The 24058-nt window shown below is 67.4% G+C and carries 23 protein-coding genes; 7 read left to right on the forward strand and 16 right to left on the reverse strand.

From position 1 onward, the window contains the following. Window positions 1–6 precede the first annotated feature (6 nt). The 5 genes from AWB94_RS12625 to AWB94_RS12645 form a co-directional block, all read right to left on the reverse strand. Complete coding sequence (locus AWB94_RS12625; RefSeq protein ID WP_062655654.1) at window positions 7–1062, reverse strand: isopenicillin N synthase family dioxygenase; 1056 nt, start codon at window positions 1060–1062, stop codon at window positions 7–9. A gap of 24 nt (window positions 1063–1086) precedes the next feature. Next, window positions 1087–2688 (reverse strand): ABC transporter substrate-binding protein, encoded by a 1602-nt coding sequence (locus AWB94_RS12630; RefSeq protein ID WP_201029512.1) that lies wholly within the window; start codon window positions 2686–2688, stop codon window positions 1087–1089. A gap of 47 nt (window positions 2689–2735) precedes the next feature. Further along, complete coding sequence (locus AWB94_RS12635) at window positions 2736–3719, reverse strand: ABC transporter permease (protein WP_062655656.1); 984 nt, start codon at window positions 3717–3719, stop codon at window positions 2736–2738. Continuing rightward, window positions 3716–4567: an ABC transporter permease gene (locus tag AWB94_RS12640; protein ID WP_062655657.1), complete on the reverse strand. Its 852-nt coding sequence runs from the start codon at window positions 4565–4567 to the stop codon at window positions 3716–3718. The genes AWB94_RS12635 and AWB94_RS12640 overlap by 4 nt, the downstream gene beginning before the upstream one ends. A 276-nt stretch (window positions 4568–4843) precedes the next feature. After that, on the reverse strand, window positions 4844–5284 hold the full coding sequence (locus AWB94_RS12645; RefSeq protein ID WP_062655658.1) for an SRPBCC family protein: 441 nt from the start codon (window positions 5282–5284) through the stop codon (window positions 4844–4846). Between the two features lie 93 nt (window positions 5285–5377). On the opposite strand from AWB94_RS12645, the gene zwf reads away from it, so the two are divergent. Together zwf and AWB94_RS12655 are read left to right on the forward strand one after the other, a co-directional pair. Further along, complete coding sequence (zwf, locus tag AWB94_RS12650; protein ID WP_062656113.1) at window positions 5378–6889, forward strand: glucose-6-phosphate dehydrogenase; 1512 nt, start codon at window positions 5378–5380, stop codon at window positions 6887–6889. A 104-nt stretch (window positions 6890–6993) separates the two neighbouring features. After that, window positions 6994–7350 (forward strand): UBP-type zinc finger domain-containing protein, encoded by a 357-nt coding sequence (locus AWB94_RS12655; RefSeq protein WP_062655659.1) that lies wholly within the window; start codon window positions 6994–6996, stop codon window positions 7348–7350. Here AWB94_RS12655 and AWB94_RS12660 read toward each other — a convergent pair. The 4 genes from AWB94_RS12660 to AWB94_RS12675 form a co-directional block, all read right to left on the reverse strand. Further along, entirely contained in the window at window positions 7347–8921 is a 1575-nt protein-coding gene (locus AWB94_RS12660) for a phytoene desaturase family protein (RefSeq protein WP_062655660.1), read from the reverse strand. The two genes, AWB94_RS12655 and AWB94_RS12660, sit on opposite strands and share 4 nt — an antisense overlap. 46 nt (window positions 8922–8967) lie before the next feature. Continuing rightward, window positions 8968–9567, reverse strand: coding sequence for a TetR/AcrR family transcriptional regulator (locus tag AWB94_RS12665; protein ID WP_024450004.1), 600 nt, complete (start codon window positions 9565–9567; stop codon window positions 8968–8970). 71 nt (window positions 9568–9638) lie between these two features. Continuing rightward, the gene (locus tag AWB94_RS12670; protein WP_234811726.1) at window positions 9639–10487 is read right to left on the reverse strand and encodes an SDR family NAD(P)-dependent oxidoreductase; all 849 of its coding nucleotides are present in this window, start codon (window positions 10485–10487) and stop codon (window positions 9639–9641) included. A 78-nt stretch (window positions 10488–10565) separates the two neighbouring features. After that, on the reverse strand, window positions 10566–11153 hold the full coding sequence (locus AWB94_RS12675) for a TetR/AcrR family transcriptional regulator (RefSeq protein ID WP_234811727.1): 588 nt from the start codon (window positions 11151–11153) through the stop codon (window positions 10566–10568). Between the two features lie 83 nt (window positions 11154–11236). Between AWB94_RS12675 and AWB94_RS12680 the strand changes: the two genes are divergently transcribed. The 4 genes from AWB94_RS12680 to AWB94_RS12695 all read left to right on the forward strand — a co-directional run bounded on the left by AWB94_RS12680 (window position 11237) and on the right by AWB94_RS12695 (window position 15623). Further along, entirely contained in the window at window positions 11237–12145 is a 909-nt protein-coding gene (locus AWB94_RS12680) for a cytochrome c oxidase assembly protein (RefSeq protein ID WP_062655662.1), read from the forward strand. A 6-nt stretch (window positions 12146–12151) separates the two neighbouring features. Further along, on the forward strand, window positions 12152–13003 hold the full coding sequence (locus tag AWB94_RS12685) for an undecaprenyl-diphosphate phosphatase (protein WP_062655663.1): 852 nt from the start codon (window positions 12152–12154) through the stop codon (window positions 13001–13003). A gap of 1 nt (window position 13004) precedes the next feature. Then, the gene (locus AWB94_RS12690; protein ID WP_062655664.1) at window positions 13005–14549 is read left to right on the forward strand and encodes an LCP family protein; all 1545 of its coding nucleotides are present in this window, start codon (window positions 13005–13007) and stop codon (window positions 14547–14549) included. Window positions 14550–14615: 66 nt separating this feature from the next. Beyond that, window positions 14616–15623 carry a VWA domain-containing protein gene (locus AWB94_RS12695; protein ID WP_062655665.1) on the forward strand — a complete coding sequence of 336 codons (1008 nt, stop codon included), beginning with the start codon at window positions 14616–14618 and terminating at the stop codon, window positions 15621–15623. Between the two features lie 55 nt (window positions 15624–15678). On the opposite strand, the gene AWB94_RS12700 is transcribed toward AWB94_RS12695, so the two are convergent. Together AWB94_RS12700 and AWB94_RS12705 are read right to left on the reverse strand one after the other, a co-directional pair. Further along, complete coding sequence (locus AWB94_RS12700; RefSeq protein ID WP_062655666.1) at window positions 15679–15942, reverse strand: hypothetical protein; 264 nt, start codon at window positions 15940–15942, stop codon at window positions 15679–15681. Window positions 15943–16039: 97 nt separating this feature from the next. Further along, window positions 16040–16315 carry a hypothetical protein gene (locus AWB94_RS12705; protein WP_062655667.1) on the reverse strand — a complete coding sequence of 92 codons (276 nt, stop codon included), beginning with the start codon at window positions 16313–16315 and terminating at the stop codon, window positions 16040–16042. A 201-nt stretch (window positions 16316–16516) separates the two neighbouring features. On the opposite strand from AWB94_RS12705, the gene AWB94_RS12710 reads away from it, so the two are divergent. Then, on the forward strand, window positions 16517–17935 hold the full coding sequence (locus AWB94_RS12710) for an amidase (protein ID WP_062655668.1): 1419 nt from the start codon (window positions 16517–16519) through the stop codon (window positions 17933–17935). Here the strand turns inward: AWB94_RS12710 and AWB94_RS12715 are convergent. From AWB94_RS12715 to AWB94_RS12735, 5 genes are read right to left on the reverse strand one after another with little or no spacing between them, the layout of a single operon-like run. After that, window positions 17932–18906: a choline kinase family protein gene (locus tag AWB94_RS12715; protein ID WP_062655669.1), complete on the reverse strand. Its 975-nt coding sequence runs from the start codon at window positions 18904–18906 to the stop codon at window positions 17932–17934. The two genes, AWB94_RS12710 and AWB94_RS12715, sit on opposite strands and share 4 nt — an antisense overlap. Continuing rightward, window positions 18903–19847: a phosphotransferase gene (locus AWB94_RS12720; protein WP_062655670.1), complete on the reverse strand. Its 945-nt coding sequence runs from the start codon at window positions 19845–19847 to the stop codon at window positions 18903–18905. Before AWB94_RS12720 ends, AWB94_RS12715 begins: the two co-directional genes overlap by 4 nt. Before the next feature lies 1 nt (window position 19848). Then, window positions 19849–21261, reverse strand: a complete 1413-nt coding sequence (locus AWB94_RS12725; protein WP_062655671.1) for an amidase — start codon at window positions 21259–21261, stop codon at window positions 19849–19851. After that, window positions 21258–22505, reverse strand: coding sequence for a M20 family metallo-hydrolase (locus tag AWB94_RS12730; RefSeq protein ID WP_062655672.1), 1248 nt, complete (start codon window positions 22503–22505; stop codon window positions 21258–21260). Before AWB94_RS12730 ends, AWB94_RS12725 begins: the two co-directional genes overlap by 4 nt. After that, on the reverse strand, window positions 22502–24058 hold the full coding sequence (locus tag AWB94_RS12735; protein WP_062655673.1) for a sodium:solute symporter family protein: 1557 nt from the start codon (window positions 24056–24058) through the stop codon (window positions 22502–22504). The genes AWB94_RS12730 and AWB94_RS12735 overlap by 4 nt, the downstream gene beginning before the upstream one ends.

A 24058-nucleotide genomic window follows, 5' to 3' on the forward strand; every position in this document is an offset into this window, starting at 1 on the left:
CCCCGTTCAGACACCCAGGACGTCCAGCGTGGCCTGTCCGAGTTCTTTGCGTGAGATGTGCGGGCCCGCCGTCACCCCCGGCCCGGCGGCGCCGCCCAGCCCCGGGGCGGCCGCCAGCGGGGCATCGGGATTGGGCTGCTGGAAGTACGCCACGGACTGGCGGCCCAGGCGCGCGGCCGGCCCCTGTGCCCACACCACCCGGTGCGGTGTCGCCGGCAGCCGTCCACCGGTCCAGTGCTCCAGTACATCCCCGACGTTGAGCACCAGCGACCCGTCGATGTACGGCACGTTCCACCACTTGTCCTGCGCGAAGACCTCCAGCCCGCCCGGCTCGGCGGGTCGGTACAGCAGGGTCAGCGCGCCGTGGTCGGTATGGGTGCCGTTCGGGATCATGAAGCCGTCACCGACATCGTGGCGGGGCGGGTAGAAGTTCGACGCCAGGTTGTTGAAATGCCGGTCGAACTTGTCGGCGAACCAGTCGGGCGGCAGCCCCAACCCGACGGCGATCAACTCCAGCAACCGATTTCCCAGCGACTCCATCTCGCGGTAGTAGCGCTCCCATACCGGCCGCAGGTTCACCGGCCGCTCCGGCCACAGGTTCGGCCACCGCCACAACCGGGCCTGCGGGCTGCCCGGCGGGTAGTCGCCGACGGCGTCGAGCCGGTTGATCAGCAGGGATTCCATGGCGTTCGGGGCTCGGACCGCGCCGGTGATGTCGGGAAGCGGTTCGTAGCCCCGGATGATCTCCGGGGCCGGGAAGGCCACCTTCATCTTCTCGGCCACCGGCAGCGCGAAGAACTCCATCGATGTCGCGCAGAAGTCGTCGAAGACGTCCTGGGGAACTCCGTGCCCGGTGACGACGGCGAATCCGGTGCGGCCGAACGCGGCCACCAGTTCGTCGGCCACCTCGGCGAGCCGGGCCTCGGTGGCACCGGCCCCCAGAGAGCCTGTCAGGTCGACGGTTTCGACATCGACGATGCCGCTGCTGGCCACCTCCGCGATGCGTGAGGTGGTCATGTACTCCGCGCTGGGGCTGATCTGCGCGGCGGTGTTGTCGTTCATGTCATTCCTCCACTGGCTTTCGGGTCAGCCCTGCGAACCGTTGATGGTGAGCTGGTTGAAGTTGAGCTCGAAGGACCCGATGTTGTGGGCCTTCTCCACGTTGCCCAGCCACTTCTGTGCCACCACCCAGTCCTTGTTGTAGGCGAGGTTCAGGTAGCACCCGGTAGCGCCGTAGGAATCGCCGGCCTTCACGTAGGTAGCGATGTCCCCGGTCTTCACGGCGTCGTCGAGCATGCCGTCCACTTCCGGGCTGTCGCAGAGGAAGTAATTGATGCCGCCGGACTTGTCCCAGAACACATGACCCCACATGTACGGGTTGCCGCCGTCGGGGCCATTGCTGCCGTCGACGAAGGCATCGGGACCCTTGGTCGGGTCGTTCGGCCAGGAGAACACCGTCGCGGTCGGATAGGCCTGCGCCGCGGCCTGGACTCCCATCGTCTGTAGCTGCGCGACAATGAGATTGGCCATCTTCTGGGCGTTCTCGTTGCCGGTCGCATACCCGAGCGTCATCTCGGTACCCGCGGGCAGTGTCTTGGCGTACGCCGCCATGACCGACGGGTCGTAGCTGACGCGCTGGTGGTCCGCACCGCCGGGGATCATGCCCTTGCCGTACATGGTGGTCGCCACCTCCGAGGTCTCCCCCATCACCTCGCCGACCAGTTTCTGCTGATCGATCATCTGCAGGAAGGCCATCCGCGCCGGCTGGTTCCGGAAGAAGTCCTTGCTCGGGTTGAGCGTCAGCAGGGCAGCTCCCAGCGTCGGCAGGAAGTAATTGTTCACCGACGACATCGACTGGTAGCGCTTGAGATTCGACGACGGTAGCGCATTCACCGCGCCGGCCACATCACCCTGCTCCAGGGCCAGCTGCAGCGCCGAGACATCGTTGTAGACCGTCAACCGCACCGTGGTGAAGGGCGACTTCTGGCCCCAGTAGCCCGGGTATGCGGTGAGCTCGTACTGCCGGCCGGTCTCGGCCTTGCTCAGCTCATACGGACCCGTACCCAGGTCATGCTTGCTCAGATAGTCCTGGCCGTGGTCGGATCCGGCGTACTTGACCAGTCCCGCAGGTGATTCCATCTTCGGCCCGAATGGTGAAGCGAGGTAGTCCAGGAAGGCCGAGTTGGGTTCTTTGAGCGTGACGACGGCGGTGTGGGCATCCGGGGTCGCGATGCTCTGCACACCGGCCACCATGTAGGCGGGTCCACCGTTGACGGCTGTGCGCCGATCGAACGACGCCTTGACCGCCGAGGCATCAAAGGGTGTGCCGTCGTGGAAGGTGACACCGTCACGCAGTTGGAAGGTGAAGACCGTGTTCTGTGGGTTCACCGTCCATGCGGTGGCCAGCGCCGGCGCGAGTTCCGGGCTGTCGGCGCCGTCCTTGTACTTGACCAGGCCCTCGTACACATTCTGGATGATCGCCACACCGTTGTTGGCGTAGTAGATGTCCGGGTCGGGCGGCTGCCCGATATCGCCGTTGAGCCCGAGCACCAACACGCCGTCGGTGGGCGCCTTCGAGCCCCCACCGGAGGCGTTCTTGCCGCCACAGGCGGTGCCCGCGACGAGCACCGAGACCGCACAGAGCGCGGCGGCGACGGCGCGCACGCCGCCCGATGTCAGCGATATCACGCGATTCTCCTTGATTTCGAAGATCTTTGGCATTCTCCGGGCGCGCATCACAGGGCGATTCGGGGGTCAGCCATGGCTTGGAGGATGTCGACGACGGCGTTGGCGACGATGTAGATGGCGCCCAGCAGCAGGGTGACCCCGGCGATGGCCGGGAAGTCGTCGACCGGGATACTGGCGGCCAGGTAGTTGCCGATCCCGGCCCAGTTGAAGATCTGTTCCACCACAACGACACCGGCGAACATGAAGCCCAGTTGCAGGCCGGCCATCGACAGCGCCGGGTTGACGGCGTTACGCAGCACGTACCGCACCAGCAGCGAAGCCGGGCGCAGGCCCTTCATCTGCGCGCTGCGGATGTAGTCGGCCTTCATGGTCGACTCCAGACTGGTCCGCAGGACCCGGCCCATGGCCAGCGCGGGCGCGATCGCCAGGGTCGCGGCCGGCAGGATCAGGTGCTGAACACCCGACCACCACTGGTCCGGGTCGGCTGCCAGAATGCTGTCCAGCAGAACGATGTTGGTGGGCCCGTCGGACTGCCCGCGGCCGCCACCGGGCAGCCAGTCCAGGTTGCGGTAGAACACGATCAGGGCGACCATCGCGACCAGGAACGGCGGTGCACACCCGCCGACCAACAGCGCGCCGCGATACCACGCCGTACCCGGGATCCGGACGGCACCGGAGAGCGCGAACACCAGCGCCAGCGCCACTGCGATCACAAAGGCGCACAGGACGAGTTCGGCGGTGGCGGGTGCGAAGGTGAGCAGATCGGCCGACACCGCGTCGCGGCTGCGCATCGAGGTGCCGAAGTCGCCGTGCAGGGCCCGCCACACATAGTCGAGGTACTGCTGGAGCATCGGCCGGTCCAGTCCCAGCCGGTGCCGGGCGGCGGCGACGGCGTCCGGGGAGGCGTTGCCGCCGAGATAGGCCTTGACGCCGTCGCCCGGGCTCATCTTCTGCAGCACGAACACCGCCCCGGACAGCACCGCCAGTAGCAGCACGGCCCAGCAGAAGCGGCGAATGACGAAGCGGATCATGACTTCTCGCCGAGGATCTTGCCCAGCGCGTCGCCACCCAGGTTGGCCGCCAGGCTGAGCAGCAGGGCGGTGGCCGCCGGGATCACCGGTACCCACCATTCGCCGAGCAGCTGGGGTAAGGCCGCCGCGGTGTCCGAGCCGAGTTCCGGTGCCGGTTCACGCTGGCCCAGCCCCAGGAAGGACAGGCCCGCCAGCAACAGCACGGCGTTGCCGATGTCCAGACTTGCCGCCACCACCGAGGTCGGCAGCACACCGGGCAACAGGTGGCGCAGCAGCACCCGGATCCGTCCGGCACCGGCCAGTCTGGCCGCCTCGACGTGCGGACGCACCGCCAGGGCACGTACCTCACCGCGGACCACCCGTGCGTAATACGGCCACCAGACGATCGAGATGGCGATCAGGGTGTTCGCCAAGCCGGGACCGCGCGCGGCCACGATGGCGATTGCGACCAACGTTCCCGGCAGCGAGAGGAACAGGTCCGTCACCCGCATCAGGATCCCGTCCACCCAGCGCCCCGTCGCCCCGGCGACCAGTCCGACGGCTCCGCCGACGAGCAGGCCGATGATCACCACGAGCAGCGCCGACAGCCAACTGGTGCGAATACCGAACAGGGTGCGGCTGAGCGCATCCCGCCCGACCCCGTCGGTGCCCAGGAGATGGCCCGGGCTGAGCGGCGGCAGGTTCAGTCCGCCGACCGGCTGCACCGGGTCATACGGCGCGATCCACGGCGCCACCAGGACCAGCACGGTGACCACTGCCAGGAGCGCCACCATCGCGTGGTTGAACCGTCCGTGCAGTTCGAGCTGCAACGGCGAGAGGCGGCGGCGCGGAACGGCAAGCGCTGTCATGGCACCCTCGCGGCTGCTTCAGCCCTCGGCTGCGGGCACATCTGCGTGAAGGCCGCGTGAAGAGGGCGTCGTGGCGTCAGCCGCACCTGCTCTGCCGGCACCGGCGTACCGGGTATGACGCGTCATCGCGTGATGCGGATCGGAAGACTCACACGGCAAACGGTATACCGTTCTGCATTGCGGGCTTGTTAGCGACGGTGACGATCACGTTTCGACGCAGTTCACCACGGGCCGGTTGTCGACGGTCGAATCAAACGGTATGCAAAATGCTGCTCGTCAGCCTTTCTTGACCTTCAGCACCTGTTTGCGCAACCCGTCGGTCGCGACGTCGAGCGCGCCCTTCATCACCTTCTTCAGCAGGAACCCCGGCAGCGGAATGGCCAGTTCGACGGTGATGTCGAACCGGACTTTCGTCTTGTCGCCCTGCGGAGTGAGCGTGTAACTGCACTGTTGTGCCTTCAGCTGGCTCGCTTTCAGCAGCACCCAGCTGACCTTGGCGGGCTCCCAGGTGTATTCGACGGTCAGCTCGTCGGTGATGCCGACGGTCTTGACGGTCTGTTTCACGATCCGGGGCCGGCCCTCGTCGTCGGTCTCGACGACCTCGGCCTTCTGGTACTGCGGCGACCATGTCGGGGTCGACTCGACGTCGGCGACCACGGCGAGGATGTCCTCCGGTGTCGCTTCGATGACCACTTCGCGGGAGTCACTGGTTGCCATGGGCCGACAGTAACCACCGGGCGGGGCGCACAAGCGGCAATTGACCGCCTCGATGTCGTGCAGAGTTCACCTACCGGTGGAAACATCACCGGGGTGGCCGCCTCCAAGCCAGACAACCCGCAGACCATCGCCTACCCAGCGCCGGGCGCTCGCCCGCATCGCCGAGACACCGATCCCCTCGAGCCCCACGTCATCGTGCTGTTCGGGGCGACCGGTGACCTGGCCAAACGCAAACTGCTGCCCGGCATGGCGTATCTGGACCAGTCGGAGTTGGCACCCCACATCCAGGTGGTCGGTACCTCGCTGGAAGACCTCACCGACGACGAGTTCCGCGCGCTGGCCAAGGAGTCCATCGAGCGATTCGGCACGCACAAACTGACCGACGAGCAATGGGCCAACTTCGCCAAGATCGTGACCTATGTGCCGCAGGGCGCCGGCCCGGCGGCACTGGCTTCGGCGGTGGCCGAGGCCGAGGCCCGACTCGGCGGTAATGCCCAACGGCTGCATTATCTTTCGGTACCCCCGAAGGCCGCGCGCGCGGTGATCACCATGCTGCGGGAGGCCGACCTGGTGGATCGCTCCCGCGTGGTGATGGAAAAGCCGTTCGGCACCGACTTCGCCAGCGCGGTCGCGCTCAACGACTTCGTGCACGAGACCTTCAAGGAACGCCAGGTTTTCCGCATCGATCACTTCCTTGGCAAGGAAGCGGCGCAGAACATCCTGGCGTTCCGGTTCGCCAACGGGCTGTTCGAGCCGATCTGGAACCGCAACTTCATCGACCACATCCAGATCGACATCCCCGAGATGCTCGGCTTGGACGAGCGTGCCAATTTCTACGAGAGCACCGGCGCCTACAAGGACATGGTGGTCACCCACCTGTTCCAGGTGATGGCGTTCGTGGTGATGGAACCGCCGACCGCGCTGGAGCCGCGGGCCATCAGCGAGGAGAAGAACAAGGTGTTCCGCTCCATGCTGCCGATCAAGTGCGCCGACGTGGTGCGCGGCCAGTTCGTCGGCTACCGCGAACTCGACGGGGTGGCAAGGGATTCCGATACGGAGACGTTCATCGCGATGAAGGTCGGCATCGACAATTGGCGCTGGGCCGGTGTGCCGATCTACCTGCGCACCGGCAAGCGGATGGCCGAGGGCATGCGGATCATCTCGATCGCCTTCAAGGAGGCACCGCGCACCATGTTCCCGGCCGGGTCCGGGGTCGGTGCGCAGGGGCCCGACCACCTGACCTTCGACCTGGCCGACAACTCGAAGGTGTCACTGTCGTTCTACGGCAAGCGTCCCGGCCCGGGAATGAAGCTGGACAAGATGTCCATGCAGTTCTCCACGCGGGAAATCGCCACCGGTGGCGACGTGCTGGAAGCCTACGAGCGGCTGATCCTGGACGCGATGCGCGGCGACCACACCCTGTTCACCACCGCCGAGGGCATCGAATCGCTGTGGGAGCGTTCGGTGCAACTCCTGGAGGACCCGCCGCCGGCCAAGATCTACCAGCCCGGCACGTGGGGCCCCAACGCCATCCACCAATTGATCGCGCCGAACGCGTGGCGGTTGCCCTTCGAGCGGGCGTGGCGGGAGAACAACCACACCTAGCGTCGACGGCCGAACGTCGCCTTGTGATGGACGTTTCGCGTCGAGTTCGCACGCGAGGTCACGTTCGGCCGTCTGACGGCTGACCCCACCAGTAAGCTCGACTCATGGACCCTGCTACGCCCGCCGTCGACCCGAACGTGCCACCCAGCGGTACCGGATGTGTGGAGTGTGACGAGGCCGGGGGCTGGTGGGTGCACCTGCGCCGGTGCACCACGTGCGGGCACATCGGCTGCTGCGACGACTCCCTGGCGCGGCATGCGCAGGCGCATTGGCGCACCACCGGCCACCCGATCATCCGCAGCTTCGAGCCCGATGAGGACTGGTTCTGGAACTACGACACCAACGCCTATTATGACGGCCCGGAATTGGCTGCCCCGCAAAGCCATCCGCTCGATCAGCCGGTGCCGGGCCCGCGTGGGCGGGTGCCCAGAGACTGGATGGAGCAGCTACAGAACCGTTAGCCCAACACCGCCATGGCGGCGTTGTAACCCGGGATGAAGGTGATGCCCGGCCCGCCGTGGCAACCCGCGCTACCGAGATAGAGTCCCTCGATCGGGATCGGCTGATCGAGGTAACCCCGCGGGCCGGGACGGTTGGGCCCCATCTGTTCGGGATGGATGAGGCCGTGGCAGTAGTCACCGCCGGGCGCACCGAACATGGTGCCCATGTGCTTGGGCGTGAAGGTGGTGTGCCGGGTGATGAGCTTCTCGAAATCCGGTGCGATCCGGGTGAGCTTCTCGATGACGCGGCGCCCCATCTCGGCTTTGAGTTCGCCGTAGGACGCCGAAGTCGACTCGCTGCCGTCCTGGATGGGAAACCACAGCGAGAACGCCGACACCGCATGCTTGCCCGGTGGCGCGAGGTCGGGGTCGTGCACCGACGGCAGCTGCATCGCGATCGCCGGGTCGGCGGGCACGATGCCGCGCCGGCTGTCCTCCCACTGCTGCTGCAGTTCCTCAGGGGTGTTGAAAAGACCGATGGCCGACTGCATCTCGGGGTCGTTGAGAATGCCGTAGGGCTCGGCGAAGGTGGGGATGCCGTCCAGCGCGAAATGCATCTGCAGGTAGCTACCGCGGTGGTCGATGCGGGCGAAGCGTTCGCGGATATCGGCGGGCATGACGGCGGGGTCGACCAGTTCGTTGACGGTGAGGTCGGGGGCGACACCCGAGATCACCACCGGCGCGGTGACGGTGGATCCGTCCTCCAGCCGCACCCCGGTGACGCGGCCGCGGTCGACCAGGATCTGGTCGACCTTGGCTCGCAGCCGCAGTTCGCCGCCGGCCTCGGTGAGCCGACGCTGCAGGTGGCCGGTGAGCGCCCCGATACCCCCGCGCAGTTTCTTCATCAGCACGGCGTTCTCGTCGGGCACGGCGAGACCGAAGGCCAGCGCCGCGGCGCTGCCCGGGGTGGCGGGGCCGCGGTAGGTGGTGTTGACGGCGAGAAAGGACAACATGCCGCGCAGCGCGCCGTGTTTCTCGCCGTCCGGCAGATAGCGGTTCAGCACATCGGTGACCGAGCCGAACAGCATGTCGCTGATCGCGGAGCGCTCGAATTCGTTTGTGGCACAGGCATACATCTCATCGAGCGTGCGCGGTGGCCGGCCCGCGTCGAAGCGGCCGAGCGCCCGGGTGGGCGCTTGGCTCCACGCCATCAGCCCGGCCATGCCGTTGACCGCTTCGGCGCCGTGCACCTCGTTGAGGTGGGTCAGCAGCCGCATCGGGTCGGTGTAATAGACCACCGGATCATCGCCGATCCCGCGTAGTGACACCGACATCACGTCGACGTCGACGCAGGCCAACTCGTCGAGCCCGAGTTCGGCGCTGACCACCGCCGAGGTCGGGAACTGCAGCGACCCGGCGATCTCGAACTTGTATCCGTCGAACAGTTCGACGGTGGAAGCCATCCCGCCGGCGTAGAGCTTGGCATCCAGGCACACCGTGCGCAGTCCGCCGCGTTGCAACAGCGCGGCGGCAGCCAGACCGTTGTGGCCCGCACCGATGACGATGGCATCGAAATCCGTGGAATCCGGCATCAATCGAGGCTCGCAGCCGGAGCAAGTTTTGTCAATATTGACAAAACTATGTCGGCAGGATGCCCGTTTCCAGCGAGTTCAGCGCCGTCTTGCACAGCCGTGCCAATTCGGGCAGCGACCGCTCGCCCAGCATCCACACCTCCATGGCCCCGAACACCGCGGCCGCGATGCACCGGGCCGCGACCGTCACCCGCAGCTGGTCATCGGTTCCCGGCCGGGGCGGATGGTCGCGGCGCAGATGCTCCTCGACCACCTCGGCGAAATCGGCCTCGACCTGCCGGATGTGGCGCACGATCCGGCCCGGTTCCAATTCCTCGGCACGCAGCTCGGCGATCTTGGCCACCGCCTCCACGTCGTACGGCGAGGCCAGGATCGCCGAGTGCACCGACTCCACGATCGACTCGCCCGAGGATCGTTCGGCAAGGGCTGCTCGGAACCATTCCAGGCCGGCGTCGTAGTCGACGAACAGCAGATCATGCTTGGACGAGAAGTGTCGATAGAAGGTCCGCAGTGACACGCCGGCATCGGCGGCAATCTGCTCGGCCGAGGTGTCCTCGACGCCTTGCGCCAGGAAGCGGACCAGGGCGGCCTGCCGGAGCGCTTCGCGGGTGCGTTCGCTGCGCGCCGTTTGAGCTGGCCGGACCATCATTTCAACGTACCGCAGCACTAGCTCGGCACCTCAAGGTGACAAACGGCGCCCTTTGGCAGCCCGACGGCTCACCGGCGAGCGCGGCGGCGCAGCACCGACTCGATGCGGCCCATCACGTCGTAGTAGTGCGTCGGGGTGATCCGGGTGAGCGCGTCGAACACGTACGCGTCCGGGCCCACCAGCACCCGGGCCTTGCCGGCCTCCACGCCGCGGTGGATGATCGCGGCCGCCTTGTCCGGTTCGGTCATGGTGAGCGCGGCGAACTCGGCCACCATCTGATCGTGCGTGCGGCCGCGGCCGTCGGGATCCTTTCGGAAGCGGGCGTTGCGCACGATGTTGGTGTTGATGCCGCCCGGGTGCACGTTGACCGCAGATACCCCGGTGCCGCGCAGTTCCTGACGTAACGCATCGGTGAAGCCGCGCACCGCGAATTTGGCTGCGCAGTAGGCACTCTGGTTCGGCATGCCGGCCAGGCCGAACACGCTGGAGGTGTTGACGACGACGCCGGAATCCTGCCGGACCAGGATGGGCAGGAACGCCCGGGTGCCGTTGACGACACCGTGGAAGTTGATGTTCCACAACCAGTTGTCGTCGTCGGGGTCGGCGTCGAGCACGCTGGAGGCCACCGCCACACCGGCGATGTTGAACACCGCGGCGATCGGCACCGGCGCCCAGTCGGCGACCTCGGCGGCGAAATCGCGCTGCGCCTGCGCGTCGGCGACATCGAGCACCCTGCTCAGCACCGGGCCGGGCAGCGCGGCGTCGGTCTCCTTGAGCCCGGCCTCGTCGATATCGGAGATCGCCACCGGGCAGCCGTGCGCCGAAAGGCGCTGCGCCAGTGCGCGTCCGATGCCGGAGGCGGCGCCGCTGATGACGGCGGTGCGGCCGCTGATGGTTCTCCGCGGGGATCTGCTCACGATGCTCACATCCATCATGTCGGTACTGCGATGTACCGAACACGGTACGCTGATGTACCGCGGCCCACAAGCGGGAGTTTACGACGCCGGCGTGATGAGCGCGATGGTGGCGGCCACCGCCTCCTCGGTGAAATCGCTCATCGCACCGCCGTTCTCCACGGTGACCGCGGTGAGCTCACGAAGCCCGCCCAAGAGCATGATCAGCCGCTGCCGCGAGATGGGACCGATGCCGGCGGCCCGGAACATCTCGCTGTCGACCAGGCCGTGCACCATGCCGACGAACTGCTCCATGGCGTCCCGGGTGAGTTGGCGCCCGGCGGCGCCCAGTGAGGGGCCGTCGCGGATCCAGCTCAACGTCAGGTCGGGCCGGGCCTCGGCCGAGGCGATCCACGCCTCGATGGCTTGGCGGGCCTGCCGCTGCCACGGCGCCGCCGGGTCGACCGCCGCGGCGATCTGGCGCACCTGCTCGGCATTGGCCTCGCTGAGCAGCCCGACGAAACACTCCTCCTTACTGGCGAAGTGCTCGTAGAAGGTGCGCCGGGAAGTGCGGGCCCGCCGCACGATGTCGGCGATCGTCGTCTTGGCATAACCGGTTTCGGCGATCGACTCCTCGAAGGCCGTGAGCAGTCGCTGCCGGAAGTCGGGCGCAGCGGGTTCGGTCGTCACCAGGTCCACCTCATATCGGGCAGTCATCGTACTGCCCGGCAACGCGCAGGTGATGCACAGCGAGCACCCGCATACTGGCCGCCATGTATCCGGCGGTGGCTCCGCTGACGCTGTCCACCGTGTTCACCTCGTGGACGGTCGACGCGGCTTCGGCGGCGCCGCTCCTGCTGGCGGGCGGCGCCTACGCATGGTGCTGCCACCGTGCGTTCATGCCCGCCGCGCGACGGGCGGCGTTCTGGGCCGGCATCGCGCTCTGGGTGGTGGCCACCATGAGCATGATCGGGGTGTACGCCCCGGTGCTGTTCTGGGTGCGGGCGCTGCAGGTGCTGTTGCTGCTGTTCGTGGTCCCGATGCTGCTCGCGCTGGGCACCCCGCTGACGGCACTGCGCCAGGCCGGCGGTGCCGCCGCCGTCGACCGGGTGCTCGCCGGGCGCACCGCGCGGGCCCTCACCCACCCGGCCACCACCTCGGTGCTGATGCTGGCCACCCCCTGGCTGCTGTACCTGACCCCCTGGTATGTCGCATCGCTGGAGAACGCGACACTCGGCGCACTGACCCGAATCGTTCTGGTGCTCATCGGTTTCGGCTACTTCTATGCGCGCATCCAGGCCGACCCCGTGCCGCGTCGCTACCCGCAGGTGCTGTCGATGGTGATCAGCATCGCCGAGACACTGGGCGACGGGCTGCTCGGCATCGTGTTGTGGCTGGGCCCGCTGATCGCCACCGACTACTACCTGGCCGTCAACCGCACCTGGGGGCCGAGCCCGCGGGTGGACCAATCGGTCGGCGCCGGCATCCTGTGGATCCTCGGGGATGTGCTGGGCGTGCCGTTCCTCCTGGTGCTCATGCGCGCGATGTCCTCCGACGAAAAGAAACAGGCCGCGGTGATCGACGCCGAACTGGACGCCGAGCCCGAGGCCGCCGCCCCGGCGCTGTGGTGGGAGGCCGATCCACAGCTGCGGGACCGATTCCACCGCCGCACAACCGAATAGGCATCGATGCTCAGCTATCTCCAAGCCGTCGTCATCGGCGCCCTACAGGGTGTCACCGAACTGTTCCCCATCTCCAGCCTCGGGCACTCGGTGCTCGTCCCGGCATGGCTCGGCGGGTCGTGGCGCGACCTTGTCACCCAGGGAAATTCGAACGGCCACACCCCTTACCTGGCGTTCGTGGTGGGGCTGCACGTGGCCACCGCGCTGGCCCTGCTGGTGTTCTACCGGCGGGACTGGGTGCGGATCGTGGGCGCGCTGGTCACGTCGGTGCGCACCCGCCGGATCGACACGTCCGCGCAGCGGTTGGGTTGGTTGCTGGTGCTGGCCACGGTGCCGACCGGTCTGCTGGGGCTGGCCTTCGAGCATCCCCTGCGCACGCTGTTCGCCACCCCGCTGGTGGCCGCCGTGTTCCTCACCCTCAACGGTGTGATTCTTGCCATAGGCGAGGTGCTGCAGCGTCGGCGCGGGGGTACCCGCACCATCGATGAGTTGCGGGCGGTGGAGGCCACCGGGATCGGCCTGGCGCAAAGCCTGGCCCTGCTGGCCGGGATCAGCCGGTCGGGCGTCACCATCGTCGGTGGACTGCTGCGGGGGTTGGACCACGAGGATGCCGCGAAGTTCGCGTTTCTGCTGGCCACGCCGATAATCTTGGCCGCCGGCGTGCTGAAGCTGCCCGAGTTGGCCGGCCCAGCCGGGCATGGCATCGGCGGTCAGGTGTTGGCCGGGTCGGCCGTCGCGGCGGCCACGGCGTACCTGTCGGTGCGCTTTCTGACACGCTATTTCCAGCACCGAACCCTGCTGCCGTTCGCCGTCTATTGCGTTATCGCGGGAGCGGCCTCGGTCGTACACTTCGCCTGATATGCCCGACGCCGCCCGGCACCGAATGCCCGAACCGCCTCGGCGCCGGCTCCGCTGGGCCCGCGTCGTCCTTGCCGTGATTTCCACCGTGCTGGTGGCGGTGTCCGGGGCGGCATGGTGGACCACGCGCGGCGTGCTGACCGGATTCACCGTCTCGCATGCGCTGGCCGATACCGCTCACACCAACGGCGGGCCGATCACCATTCTGCTCATCGGCCTGGACTCGCGGAAAGATCAGCACGGCAACGATCTACCGCAAGAGGTGCTGGACCAGTTGCACGCCGGCGACTCCGAGACCGGCGGCTACAACACCAACACGCTGATCCTGGTGCACATCGACGCCGGCAACAAGGTCACCGCGTTCTCGATCCCGCGAGACGATTACGTCGAATTCCACCGCCTGCCCGGCTACACCAACATCAAAATCAAAGAGGCGTACGGGCTGACGAAGTTCTACACCGAGCAGCACCTGGCCGAACAGGGTGTCGACGACCGCGAACAGTTGGAGATGGCGGGCCGCGAGGCGGGCCGGGCCGCCACCCTGGGCGCGGTGCGCAACCTGGTCGGCGTGCCCATCGATTACTTTGCCGAGATCAACCTGGCCGGCTTCTACGATCTGGCCTCCAGCTTGGACGGTATCCAGGTGTGCCTCAATCATGCTGTGCACGACGAGTATTCGGGTGCCGACTTCCCCGCAGGCCATCAGACCCTGAACGCCGCCCAGGCCCTGGCCTTCGTCCGGCAGCGGCACGGCCTGGAGAACGGGGACCTGGACCGGACCCACCGCCAGCAGGCGTTCCTGGTCGCGGTGATGCGCCAGCTGCAGGATTCCGGCGCCTTCACCGATATCGGCAAGCTCAACGAGTTGATGGCCATCGCGCACAAGGACATCGTGTTGTCCAGCGGCTGGGACTCCGACCTGTTCCGCAGACTGGGCGCGATCAGCGGCTCCGATGTCGTCTACAAGACGCTGCCGGTGCTGCGCTATGACACCCGAAACGGCCAGGACGTCAACATCATCGATCCCGACGCGATCAAAACCCAGGTGCGCGAAGCGTTTTCCGACGGCAACCCGGTCACCACCACTGGGGACGTCCCGACCAACCCGGTGCAGGTGGTCAACGCCGACAGCAACTGGACGGCGTCCACGGTGGCGAGCGCGCTCCAGAAGCGCGGATTCCAGGTGGAGAAGCCCGATGTGCAGCTCGAGGACAAGCCGTCCCTGACCACCATCAGCTACGGGGCCGGCGCCGGGGATGTGGCCCAGCGGCTGTCGGGGCTGCTCGGCGACGTGGTCACCGTACCCGGCACGGACCTGCCCGCCGGCCAGGTCCGCGTGGTGATCGGCAACGGCTACCTGGTGCCGGCCAAGCTGACGGCGTCGGAGTCCGAAACTTCCAGCAGCAGCACCACCTCGACGACGTCCACGACCACCACCACGGCGTCGCACTCGCCGTGGTTCGGCACCGAGGACGGCACCGACAACGACCCGACCCCCGACCATGGCCTGCCGGTCAGCGGGGACCGCACGCCCTGCGTGAATTGAGGTCACAGCCGGTTGACACTCGCCCCGGAGTCAACCGTCAGCCCACCGCCCTAGCCTGGCGCAGCGATGACGCTGCCATTCCTGGGCCCGATCACGCTGGCGGGTTTCGCCCACGCCTGGTTCTTCCTGTTCGCACTGGTCGCCGCGGCGGTGGCGGTGCTGTACGTGGTGATGCTGCGCCGGCGGCGAACCAGGGTGTTGCGCTTTGCGAACCTGCACATCCTGGAGCAGGTGGCGCGGGTACGCCCGGACCGGTGGCGGCATGTGTCGGCGGTGCTGTTGGTGGCCGCCCTGCTGTTGTTGACCTGCGCGCTGGCCGGGCCCACCCACGATGTGCGGATCCCCCGGGATCGGGCGGTGGTGATGCTGGTGATCGACGTGTCGGAGTCGATGCGTGCCACCGACGTGGCGCCCAACCGGCTGGCTGCCGCGCAGGCGGCCGGTAAGAAGTTCGCCGATGGACTGACCCCGGGCATCAATCTCGGCTTGATCGCCTACGGCGGTTCGGCGACGGTGCTGGTGGCGCCGACCACCGACCGCGCCAAGATGCGCAACGCCATCGACGGTCTCAAGCCGGAGGAACGCACCGCCACCGGCGAGGCGATCTTCACCGCACTGCAGGTGATCTCGACCGCCGATGCGGTCATCGGCGGTGGGGACGGCCCACCGCCGGCACGCATCGTGCTGGAGTCCGACGGCAAGGAGACGGTGCCCTCGGATCCCGATGAGCCGCGGGGTGCGTTCACCGCGGCCCGGGCGGCCCGCGACCAGGGGGTGCCGATCTCGACGATCTCGTTCGGCACCCCGGACGGCTATGTCGAGCTCAACGGCATCCGTCAGCCGGTGCCGGTCGACGATGCCACCCTCAAGAAGATCGCCGAACTGACCGACGGGCAGATGTTCCACGCGTCGAACCTCGACCAGCTCAACGGGGTCTACGACACGCTGCAGCAGCAGATCGGGTATCAAACGGTGCCCGGGGACGCCAGCGCCGGCTGGCTGCGGCTGGCCGTGCTGGTGACGGTGGCGTCGGCGGTGACGTCGCTGACGCGCAACCGACGGCTGCCCGCCTGACGGCATAAGAAAAGCCCGGGGCGTCGGCGGCCCGGGCTTTTCTCGCGGGAGGTGGTCAGAAGGTGGGGATGAAGGTGCCGTTGACCCAGACACCCCAGTGGTTCCAGCCGGCATCCCACACCTGCGGGTTGCCGTTGGCCCAGACGGGATCGACGGGCTTGGGCGGTGCCCACGCCGGCGGCGAGGCGACGGTGGGGCCGGCCGGCGGGACCGGGGGCGGCGGGACGGGCTCGGCGCTGGCAGTGCCGGCCAGCACGACGGGCCCGGCGAACAGGGCGGCAGCCACGACGGCACCGGCGCACACGTTCTTGATCCTCATCGATCGTTCCTCTCCAAGCGGGTTGTCTCCAAACACGCTGAACAGGAACGTGAATACCGTTTTGGTGGGCTAGGTAAACGCAGACGTGACGGACGTCTCAGATGGCGTCACCCGGCACGGTGGTGCCGATATCGGAACCGCTTCCCGAGGGGCCACCATCGCCGCGGTACTCGGCGACGTACTCGGCGTGCCACCGCGGCCAGTCCAGGTAGACCGTCCCGGCGCCAGCCCGGTAGCGCCGGTACTGCCCACGGGCGGTCCGCAGCGACCGCCGCGCCTCCCGCGCGGCACGCTGGGCGGCGTACCGGGCGGAGAGTTCCTGCGCGGATGTCAGTTCGACCGGTGGGTCGTCGAAGATTCGTCGCCGGAGCATGGCCAAAGTGTGGCATGCGGAACCAAGATCCCTGCTGCACCGGGGTGGGCCTCACGCTGCCTGCGGGTAGAAGACGGGGACCGCCGCCCTGCGACGGGCGGGTGTGCGCGCAGCCCGACGACCCGGCAAGCACAACGTAATCGATTGCCGGACACTATCTTTCGTGCTGCGAATGGGCGGTCCACGCCCTACGCTGTCAGCATGCCCGATGACGAATTGTGCTGGACCCCCGCGACCGAACTCGCCGACGCCGTCCGTACCGGCTCGATCACGGCCACCGAGATCGCGACCGCGTTCGCCGACCGCATCGAGTCGGTGAACCCCGGCCTGAACGCCTACATCCACTTCGACCGTGACCAGGTACTGGCCGACGCCGCGACACTGCAGGAGGAGCTGGCCGACGGCACGCCGCGCGGGCCCCTGCACGGCGTCCCGTTCTCCATCAAGGGCCTGACCACCATGGCGGGACTGCCGTTCGACTCCTCGCTCAAACCACTGGCGGGGCAGGTGGGCAGTCACGATGCCACCGTGGTGACACGGTTGAAGGAGGCCGGCGGGCTGTTCTTGGGCAAGACCAATGCCCCGGAGTTCGGTTACTACGGCGGCACCGACAGTCACCTCTACGGCCCCACGCACAACCCGTGGAAGCACGGACACACCGCGGGTGGATCCAGTGGCGGTGCGGCCGCGGCCGTCGCGGCGGGCCTGGGGCCGCTGGCCGAAGGTGCCGACGGTGCCGGATCGGTGCGCATACCGGCGGCGATGTGCGGCGTGGTGGGCTTCAAACCGTCGCTGGGCCGCATCCCGCACACACTGCTGGACGGCCGGCACTACACCCACATCTTCCACGGACCGATTACCCGCACGGTCGCCGATGCCGCGTTGATGTTCTCGGTGATGGCGGGGCCGTCGGACTCCGACCCGAACAGTGTGCCCGCCGACGGAATCGACTATGCGGCAGCCACGTCCGGTGACGTCACGGGGTGGCGGGTTGCCTGGTCGCCCGATCTCGGCCTGGGCCACGTCGACCCGGAAGTGGTGGCGGTGTGTGCGGAAGCGGTGCGGGCCTTCGAATCTCTGGGCGCCACCGTCGAAGAGGCCACCCCGGCATGGGGCGATCCGGAGGAGGCCATGTGGAAGGGACTGTGGGTTCCCGGGTATTCGTGCGAATACGACGTCCTGGACTGGAGATCCCAGCAGGGGCAGGTGGACGACAACCTGATCGAGATCTTCGAGCAGGCCGAGACTCTCACCGCTGTGGAGATCGGCCGGGCGGAGGCATTCCGCGGCCGGATGTGGGACACCTTCAGCGAATTCATGCGGACCTATGACATTCTGGTCAGCCCGACGCTGGCGACCCCCACATTTGCGCTGGAGCGCTTCGCCCCGCAGTGGCTCGACGGGCAGTCGCTGCAACGCCAGCTCCTCGGCTGGCTGCTCACCTACCCGTACAACATGACCACCACACCCGCCATCACCGTGCCCGCGGGATTCACCGCCGACGGCCGGCCCGTCGGGCTGCAGATCGCCGGAGCACACCGCGCCGATGCCGCCGTCCTGCGTGCCGCGGCCAACTACGAGGCGGCCCGGCCGTGGGCCGACACCAGGCCGGCCGTCTAGAGCGACTTGAGCCAGAACGGCCAACGCGGGTCCGCCATCTTCAACCGGGCCCGCATCAGTTTCCAGCAGCCGTACTTGTGATAGTCGAAATCCCATGCCGAACTCAGCTTTTGGTTGACGCATGCCCAGAGACCCCATTTGGTGTCGGCCAGCGCCCCGCAGACCTGCACCCGCGCGAGCAGGCCGAAATCGCTGCGGCCGTAGAAGTCCTCGACGAGTTCGATGATTCGTTCCTCGGTATAGAACATCTCGGTGGTCAGCAACGCCAGCTCGTAGGCGCGCTCGTTGTTCGAGGCGAACTCGTAGTCCACGAGCTTCATCGGCCTGTCGTCGGCGACGAGGAAGTTCCCCGGCATCGGGTCGTTGTGACAGGCAACAAGATCCAGCCCGGAGGCAAGGAGCGCCGACTTGGCCACCTGGTACTCGCCGAGAATCAGCTCGGCATCCGCGGGCAGCCGCACATCGAGCTCACCGGCCTGAGCCAGGTGCTCGTCGATCATGTCGAACATCGTCTTGGTGACGCTGAGCAGCCCGCCGTCGTGCAGCACCCGGTAGATGTCGATGATCTGGTGGGCGACGGCGACATCCTTGAAATCGCCGTTGGTGCAGGCACGATAGCCTTCCAGGAACTCGATCACCTCGACACCGGTGTCGACATCGAAATACACCAGCTGCGCGCCGATCCCTTTTTCACCGGCCCGTCGCGCGGCTTCGTTGGCCAGGACCCGGTCGATGAACGTGTCGCTGCCGTCGCCGGGGATCTTGAGGAAGTAACGGGTGTCGCTGCCTGCGACGGTGATGCGCCAGTTGCTGTTCTGCAGGCCACCGAGCACCGGGGCGTACTCGACGTGCTTGCCACGCCAGATCTCGATCGCCGCCAACGCGGCTTCCACGCGCCGTTCGACGTCGTTGCGCGCGCTGCCGAGCAGTCGGTTACCGGTGGTGTCGCGTGTGGTCGGTGCGGCGGTCATAAGTTGTTCACCCGATCGTAGAAGGCGCTCTCACCGAGGCCGGCCCGTGCCCGCAGGAACTGCCAGTCGGAGAGCTTCGAGTATTCGAGGGTGCCCGGTCGTGCGTGGTCCGCGTAGGCCCCGATCAGTCCCCAACGGACACAGTCGGCTACACCGTAGACCCGTGCACGATCGAACAACGCTTGATCGAAGCTCCCCCAGGCCGCGGTGAACGCCTCACGCGCCGTCGAGTCGAACGGACGGACCTCCGCCAGCAGAACGCCGATATCCTGCAGCGGGTCCATCAGCGCCGCGACATCCCAATCCACCAGCAGCATCCGGCCGTCGTCGGCAAGCAATACGTTGGACACGTTGCCGTCACCGTGGCATGCCACCAGATCGAAACCGGCTGCCGCTATCCGCTTCTCGGCCGGATCCAGCATGCGCAGCATCCAGTCGAAGTCGGCCGGCAGGGTCACCCGATTGGTCGTGGCCAGTTCGGTCAAGGTACGGATATCGTCGAACACCGTGGCCGTGCGGGTTATCGCGCCGAATTCGCGTACCTGCGCCCGCAGCGCGATCAGCTGTTCCAGCCGGGCATCGTCGTCGAAGACATCCAGGGTCGCCGTCGAGGAGCTGTCGACCAGGTTCTCCAGGACCAGGATTCCGGCAGTGGGGTCGGCCGCGTACACCGCGGGACCGACGCCGCGCTGTCCGGCCTCTGCTGCGGCGGCGAATGCGTGCGGTATGTCGATATAGGCTCCCGCGTGGCCGATCATCGACTTCACGAAAGCGCTTGACACCGAGCCGGACTCGTCGGTGCCGCGCACGTCGAAACATTCGGAGTCGGCACCCCACCAACTCGGGCTGGCCATCGTGGGGGTGGGATCGGCCGTGACGGCGCCGGTGAACAGGCCCATGGCCCGCAACGGCCGCGCTATCGGCGGTGCGGTGGCGCTCATGTCAGTTGCCTCCTCCGGTGGAAACGGCCGCAACAGGCGCAGGCCAGGCGATGGTGACGGGACGGTTCTGTTCGAGCCATTTCGTCAGTCGCAACACCTCGCGGTCGGCGAAACGCGGGCCGATCACCTGGATGCCGACCGGCATACCGGTGCTCATACCGAAGCACAGCGCGCTGGCCGGCTGCGCGGTCTGGTTGAACCACGCGGTGAAACCGCAGTGCGCCAGCGGATATGCCGGGTCCAGACCGCAGTCCTCGGCGGCGAATCCCACCACCGGTAGGACCGGTGCTATGACGTAGTCGAACGACGCGCAGGCGACCCGCATCCGCTCGGCCGAGCGGGCGACCGCCTCACCGTCGCGGGCGAAGTCGGTTGCGCGGTATCCGGCGGCGGGAGCGCACCACTGCCGGATCGCCTGATGCACCAGGGGCTGTAGATCGGCACGGATCGACTCGAGCTCGGTCGCCGCGCGCACCTGGAACAGCCGGTCCAGGGCCGGGTAAGGGTCATCGGAGAACACCGGTGGCATCGCCGACACGTCGGCGCCGGCGTCGCGCAATATCGCCGCCGCATCCTCGACCACCGACAGCACCTGATCGTCGGCGCCGAAGCCGGCCCCCAGCTCGGTGAGTACACCGATGCGGAGACCTTTGGGCGACAGCACTTCCCGTGAGTCCGGAGACGTCTCGGGCGCCAGGCTCCACAGGTCACGGGTGTCCGGCCGGCTCAGCACCTCGAACATGTCCATCACATCGTCGACGGTGCGGCCCATCGGTCCGGCGGAGCGCATGGTCGACGGCGCGGTGTGCGGTATCCGGCCCTGGGTGGGTTTGAGAGCCACCAGGCCGCAGTGCCCGGCGGGCAGCCGGACCGACCCCGCGATATCACTGCCGACGGCACCGAACCCGATACCGGCGGCCAGCGCGGCGCCGGCACCGGAGCTGGACCCACCGGTGCTGCGCGACGTGTCCCACGGGTTGCGGGTGATGCCGTACAACGAGCTGACACCGGCGGCCATCATGCCGAAGTCGGGCATGGTGGTCTTACCGAGGATGACGGCACCGGCCTCTTTCAGCCGGGCAGCCGGCGGGGCGTCGACGCGTGCGTCGGGCAGGTCCGCATTGGCGGCGCAGCCGTGCCGCCACGGCATCCCGATCGCGTTGACGCTGTCCTTGATGGTGACGGGCACACCGTCCAACGGGCTCAGCGGCGTGCCGTCGGCCCAGCGTCGTGCCGAGGCCTGCGCCGCGGCGTGCGCACCCGGGGTGTCCAGGTGGGCGATGGCGTTGACGGCCGGATTGCGGGCTTCGACACGCGCCAGCGTCAACTCCAGGACCTCTACCGGACTCGTTGCACCGCTGCGGTACTCGTCGCGGAGGGCATCGGCGTGGGCGTCCAGGATCGAATCGCTCATGTGAGTGCGGCCGCCTCGAGAGCTCCGGTCACCATCTTCTGCGCGGTGGCCGTCAGCATACGCAGGCCGGCCAGCAGGTGGGCATCGGTGCTGTACTCGTTCTCGTTGTGGGACACGCCGTCGACACTGGGCACGAACAGCATGACCGTCGGCACCAGCGACTTGAGGTTCACCGAATCGTGCCCGGCCATCGTCGGGAGCGTCCGCCACCGCAGTCCGAGATCGTCGGCGACGCCACCGGCCAGGGCGATACCGGCCTGCTGATAGCCGGTGGAGGGTCGCAGGGTCGCCGATTCGATATCGACCCGAACCTCACCGGCCTCGGTGATCGCCGAAACCCGTTGCAGGAACGACTGGTGCGCAGCTTCGACGGTTCCGCCGTCGAGAGCGCGCAGATCCGCCGCGAGCCGGACCCGCGCCGGCACCACCACGGGAGAATTGGGCTCGACGGTGAAGCTGCCGACCGAGCCGAGCACCGTGTCGGGGCCGAACTCGTCGGCGACGGCTCGGACCGCGAGCACCACCTGGCTGGCACCCACCAGCGCGTCACGCCGGTAGCGCATATGCGTCGCGCCGGTGTGGGACTGTTCGCCGTGCACGGTGATGGCGTACTTGTAGGCCGCCCAGTTGCCGGTCACCACCCCGATATCGAGGCCTTGGTCGATCAGCGTGCGGCCCTGTTCGATGTGGATCTCGGCGAAGGCGCCGGCCTGCGGCGGGGCATCACTGCCGTGGAAACCGATGGCGTCCAACGCTTCCCGTACCGTGACGCCGTCCTTTCCGACGGTGTCGAGGACGGCGTCGGCGGTCAGCTTGCCGGTGTACACCGCGCTGCCCATCAGGCTCGGCGAGAAGCGCGAGCCCTCCTCGTTGAACCAGTTGACCGCCGCGACGTTGTAGCGGGCTCCCTCAGGCTGGTTCGCGGCCGAGGCCGCGGCATAGGCTCCGGCCAGTACCCCGTAGGCGCCGTCGAACCGACCGGATGTCGGTTGACTGTCGAGATGAGAGCCGAGCAGGACATACGGTGCGCCCGGGACGATCTCGGCGCAGCCGTACATGTTGCCGACGGCGTCGACACGGCAATCCAGCCCGTGTTCGATGAACCAGTCGCGCAACCACTCCCGGGCTTGCCCGTCGGCCGTGGTGGCCGCTTCCCGGTCCACCCCGCCTGCCGCGGTCGCGCCGATCGCCGACAGCGCGGCGAAATCGGCGAGAAACCCGGAGTCGGTGAGGCCTGAGGTCATCGGCTCTCTTCTGCCAGTTCGTGCACCTGGTCCTCCAGCGATACCGGCGCGGTAGGCGCCGCGATGCGCATCTTGGTCTTGGCGGCTTCGAACATCTCGTCGACCCGGGCCTTGTCGGCGTCGTCGGTGCCGATCAGCGCGGCAGCGGCGAGGAAGACCGCCAGGTTGACCACCAAGCCGACGATACCGCCGGTCAAGCTGCCCAGCCACCGCACGTCGTCAGGGTAGATCCAGGTCATGACCATCGCGACCACGAAACCCGAGAGCATTCCGGCGACCGCGCCCTGCTTGTTGCCGCCCCGCCAGAAGATGCCCAGGAACAGCGGCACCGCCAGCTGGATCACGCCTTGATAGGAGATCTGGGCCAGCAGCTGCAGGCGGGTCATGTTGAAGGTGGCGTAGGCGACGACACCCGCGGCGATCATGAAGACCAGCATCGAGGTCTTGGCGACCTGGGTCAGCCGCTTATCCGACAGCGGCCGCTTGGTCGTGTTGACGAGGTCGTTGGCGATCTGCAGGCCGCACACCTGCACGCTGCCGTCGATGTGGCCCATGGAGGCCGCGAAGACGATGGTGATACCGAGGCCGAGCAGCCAGGTGCCGCCGTAGTCGCTCATGATGGTGAACCAACCGGCCTGCGGGCTCGCGGCGACGTCGGGCATGACCGTTGCGGCGATACCCACCAGCATCAGCAGGGTGTAGAAGACACCGGAGATCAGCACCGTGCACAAGGTGCCCGATTTCACCGACCGCACGCTGGAGGCGGTGTAGATGCGCTGGAAACTCGTCGGCCAGCAAAGTGATCCGATGACGCCGGTGAAGATCAGGGCGAAGATGTAGAGCGGCCCGTACTTGTCGCCGTCACCGGGCAGCACCAGGTACTGGTGGGCGACATCGTTGAGGTTGGCAATGCTGATCGGACCGCCGGCGACACCGGAGAGCAGAACGACGCACACCAGGGCCGAGAACACGTAGGCCACGGTGCCCTGAAAGGCGTCGGTCATGATCAGGCCGCGCATACCCATCCGGACGGTCCAGTACTGCCGGATCAGGATCACGGCCAGCCCGATGATCAGGCACGTGGTGACCGACCAGGCGCCGTCGCTGGCGAGTTCGAAAACCGTTCCGAGGGCCTGCATTCCGAGGACCACCCAGGGGAACAGGGACACGATGCCGATGACGCTGGCGATGATGCGCACCGCCGGTGAGTCGAAGCGCTTGCCCAGCAGGTCGGGTTGGGACCGCAGGTCGTACTTCTTACCCCAGCGCCACGCGCGGGTGGCCATGAAGTACATCATCGCCACACCCAGGCTGGAGTACGCCAGGCCGTAGAGGCCGAACACCCCGGCGCCGGTGGCCAATCCGAAGAAGGCGATGAAGGTCGACCCGGGCCACCATGAGTTGACGTAGCTCATGGCGACATACCACGGTCCGTAGCTGCGGCCACCGACGGCGTACTCGTCGAAGGTCGGCGATGTCTTCTGTTGGGTCGCATAGAGAATGGCGATCACGATGGCGTAGAACACCACCAGCATGGTGAGCATGGTCCACAT

Source organism: Mycolicibacterium canariasense (assembly GCF_002101555.1).
GTDB lineage: Bacteria > Actinomycetota > Actinomycetes > Mycobacteriales > Mycobacteriaceae > Mycobacterium > Mycobacterium canariasense.

Excerpts from the sequence above, each read along its gene's own strand:
- AWB94_RS12625 (WP_062655654.1), bottom strand. The coding sequence starts at position 1,062 with ATGAACGACAACACCGCCGCGCAGATCAGCCCCAGCGCGGAGTACATG.
- AWB94_RS12635 (WP_062655656.1), bottom strand. The coding sequence starts at position 3,719 with ATGATCCGCTTCGTCATTCGCCGCTTCTGCTGGGCCGTGCTGCTACTG.
- AWB94_RS12640 (WP_062655657.1), bottom strand. The coding sequence starts at position 4,567 with ATGACAGCGCTTGCCGTTCCGCGCCGCCGCCTCTCGCCGTTGCAGCTC.
- AWB94_RS12645 (WP_062655658.1), bottom strand. The coding sequence starts at position 5,284 with ATGGCAACCAGTGACTCCCGCGAAGTGGTCATCGAAGCGACACCGGAG.
- AWB94_RS12655 (WP_062655659.1), top strand. The coding sequence starts at position 6,994 with ATGGACCCTGCTACGCCCGCCGTCGACCCGAACGTGCCACCCAGCGGT.
- AWB94_RS12660 (WP_062655660.1), bottom strand. The coding sequence starts at position 8,921 with ATGCCGGATTCCACGGATTTCGATGCCATCGTCATCGGTGCGGGCCAC.
- AWB94_RS12665 (WP_024450004.1), bottom strand. The coding sequence starts at position 9,567 with ATGGTCCGGCCAGCTCAAACGGCGCGCAGCGAACGCACCCGCGAAGCG.
- AWB94_RS12680 (WP_062655662.1), top strand. The coding sequence starts at position 11,237 with ATGTATCCGGCGGTGGCTCCGCTGACGCTGTCCACCGTGTTCACCTCG.
- AWB94_RS12685 (WP_062655663.1), top strand. The coding sequence starts at position 12,152 with ATGCTCAGCTATCTCCAAGCCGTCGTCATCGGCGCCCTACAGGGTGTC.
- AWB94_RS12690 (WP_062655664.1), top strand. The coding sequence starts at position 13,005 with ATGCCCGACGCCGCCCGGCACCGAATGCCCGAACCGCCTCGGCGCCGG.
- AWB94_RS12695 (WP_062655665.1), top strand. The coding sequence starts at position 14,616 with ATGACGCTGCCATTCCTGGGCCCGATCACGCTGGCGGGTTTCGCCCAC.
- AWB94_RS12700 (WP_062655666.1), bottom strand. The coding sequence starts at position 15,942 with ATGAGGATCAAGAACGTGTGCGCCGGTGCCGTCGTGGCTGCCGCCCTG.
- AWB94_RS12705 (WP_062655667.1), bottom strand. The coding sequence starts at position 16,315 with ATGCTCCGGCGACGAATCTTCGACGACCCACCGGTCGAACTGACATCC.
- AWB94_RS12710 (WP_062655668.1), top strand. The coding sequence starts at position 16,517 with ATGCCCGATGACGAATTGTGCTGGACCCCCGCGACCGAACTCGCCGAC.
- AWB94_RS12715 (WP_062655669.1), bottom strand. The coding sequence starts at position 18,906 with ATGACCGCCGCACCGACCACACGCGACACCACCGGTAACCGACTGCTC.
- AWB94_RS12720 (WP_062655670.1), bottom strand. The coding sequence starts at position 19,847 with ATGAGCGCCACCGCACCGCCGATAGCGCGGCCGTTGCGGGCCATGGGC.
- AWB94_RS12725 (WP_062655671.1), bottom strand. The coding sequence starts at position 21,261 with ATGAGCGATTCGATCCTGGACGCCCACGCCGATGCCCTCCGCGACGAG.
- AWB94_RS12730 (WP_062655672.1), bottom strand. The coding sequence starts at position 22,505 with ATGACCTCAGGCCTCACCGACTCCGGGTTTCTCGCCGATTTCGCCGCG.
- AWB94_RS12735 (WP_062655673.1), bottom strand. The coding sequence starts at position 24,058 with ATGTGGACCATGCTCACCATGCTGGTGGTGTTCTACGCCATCGTGATC.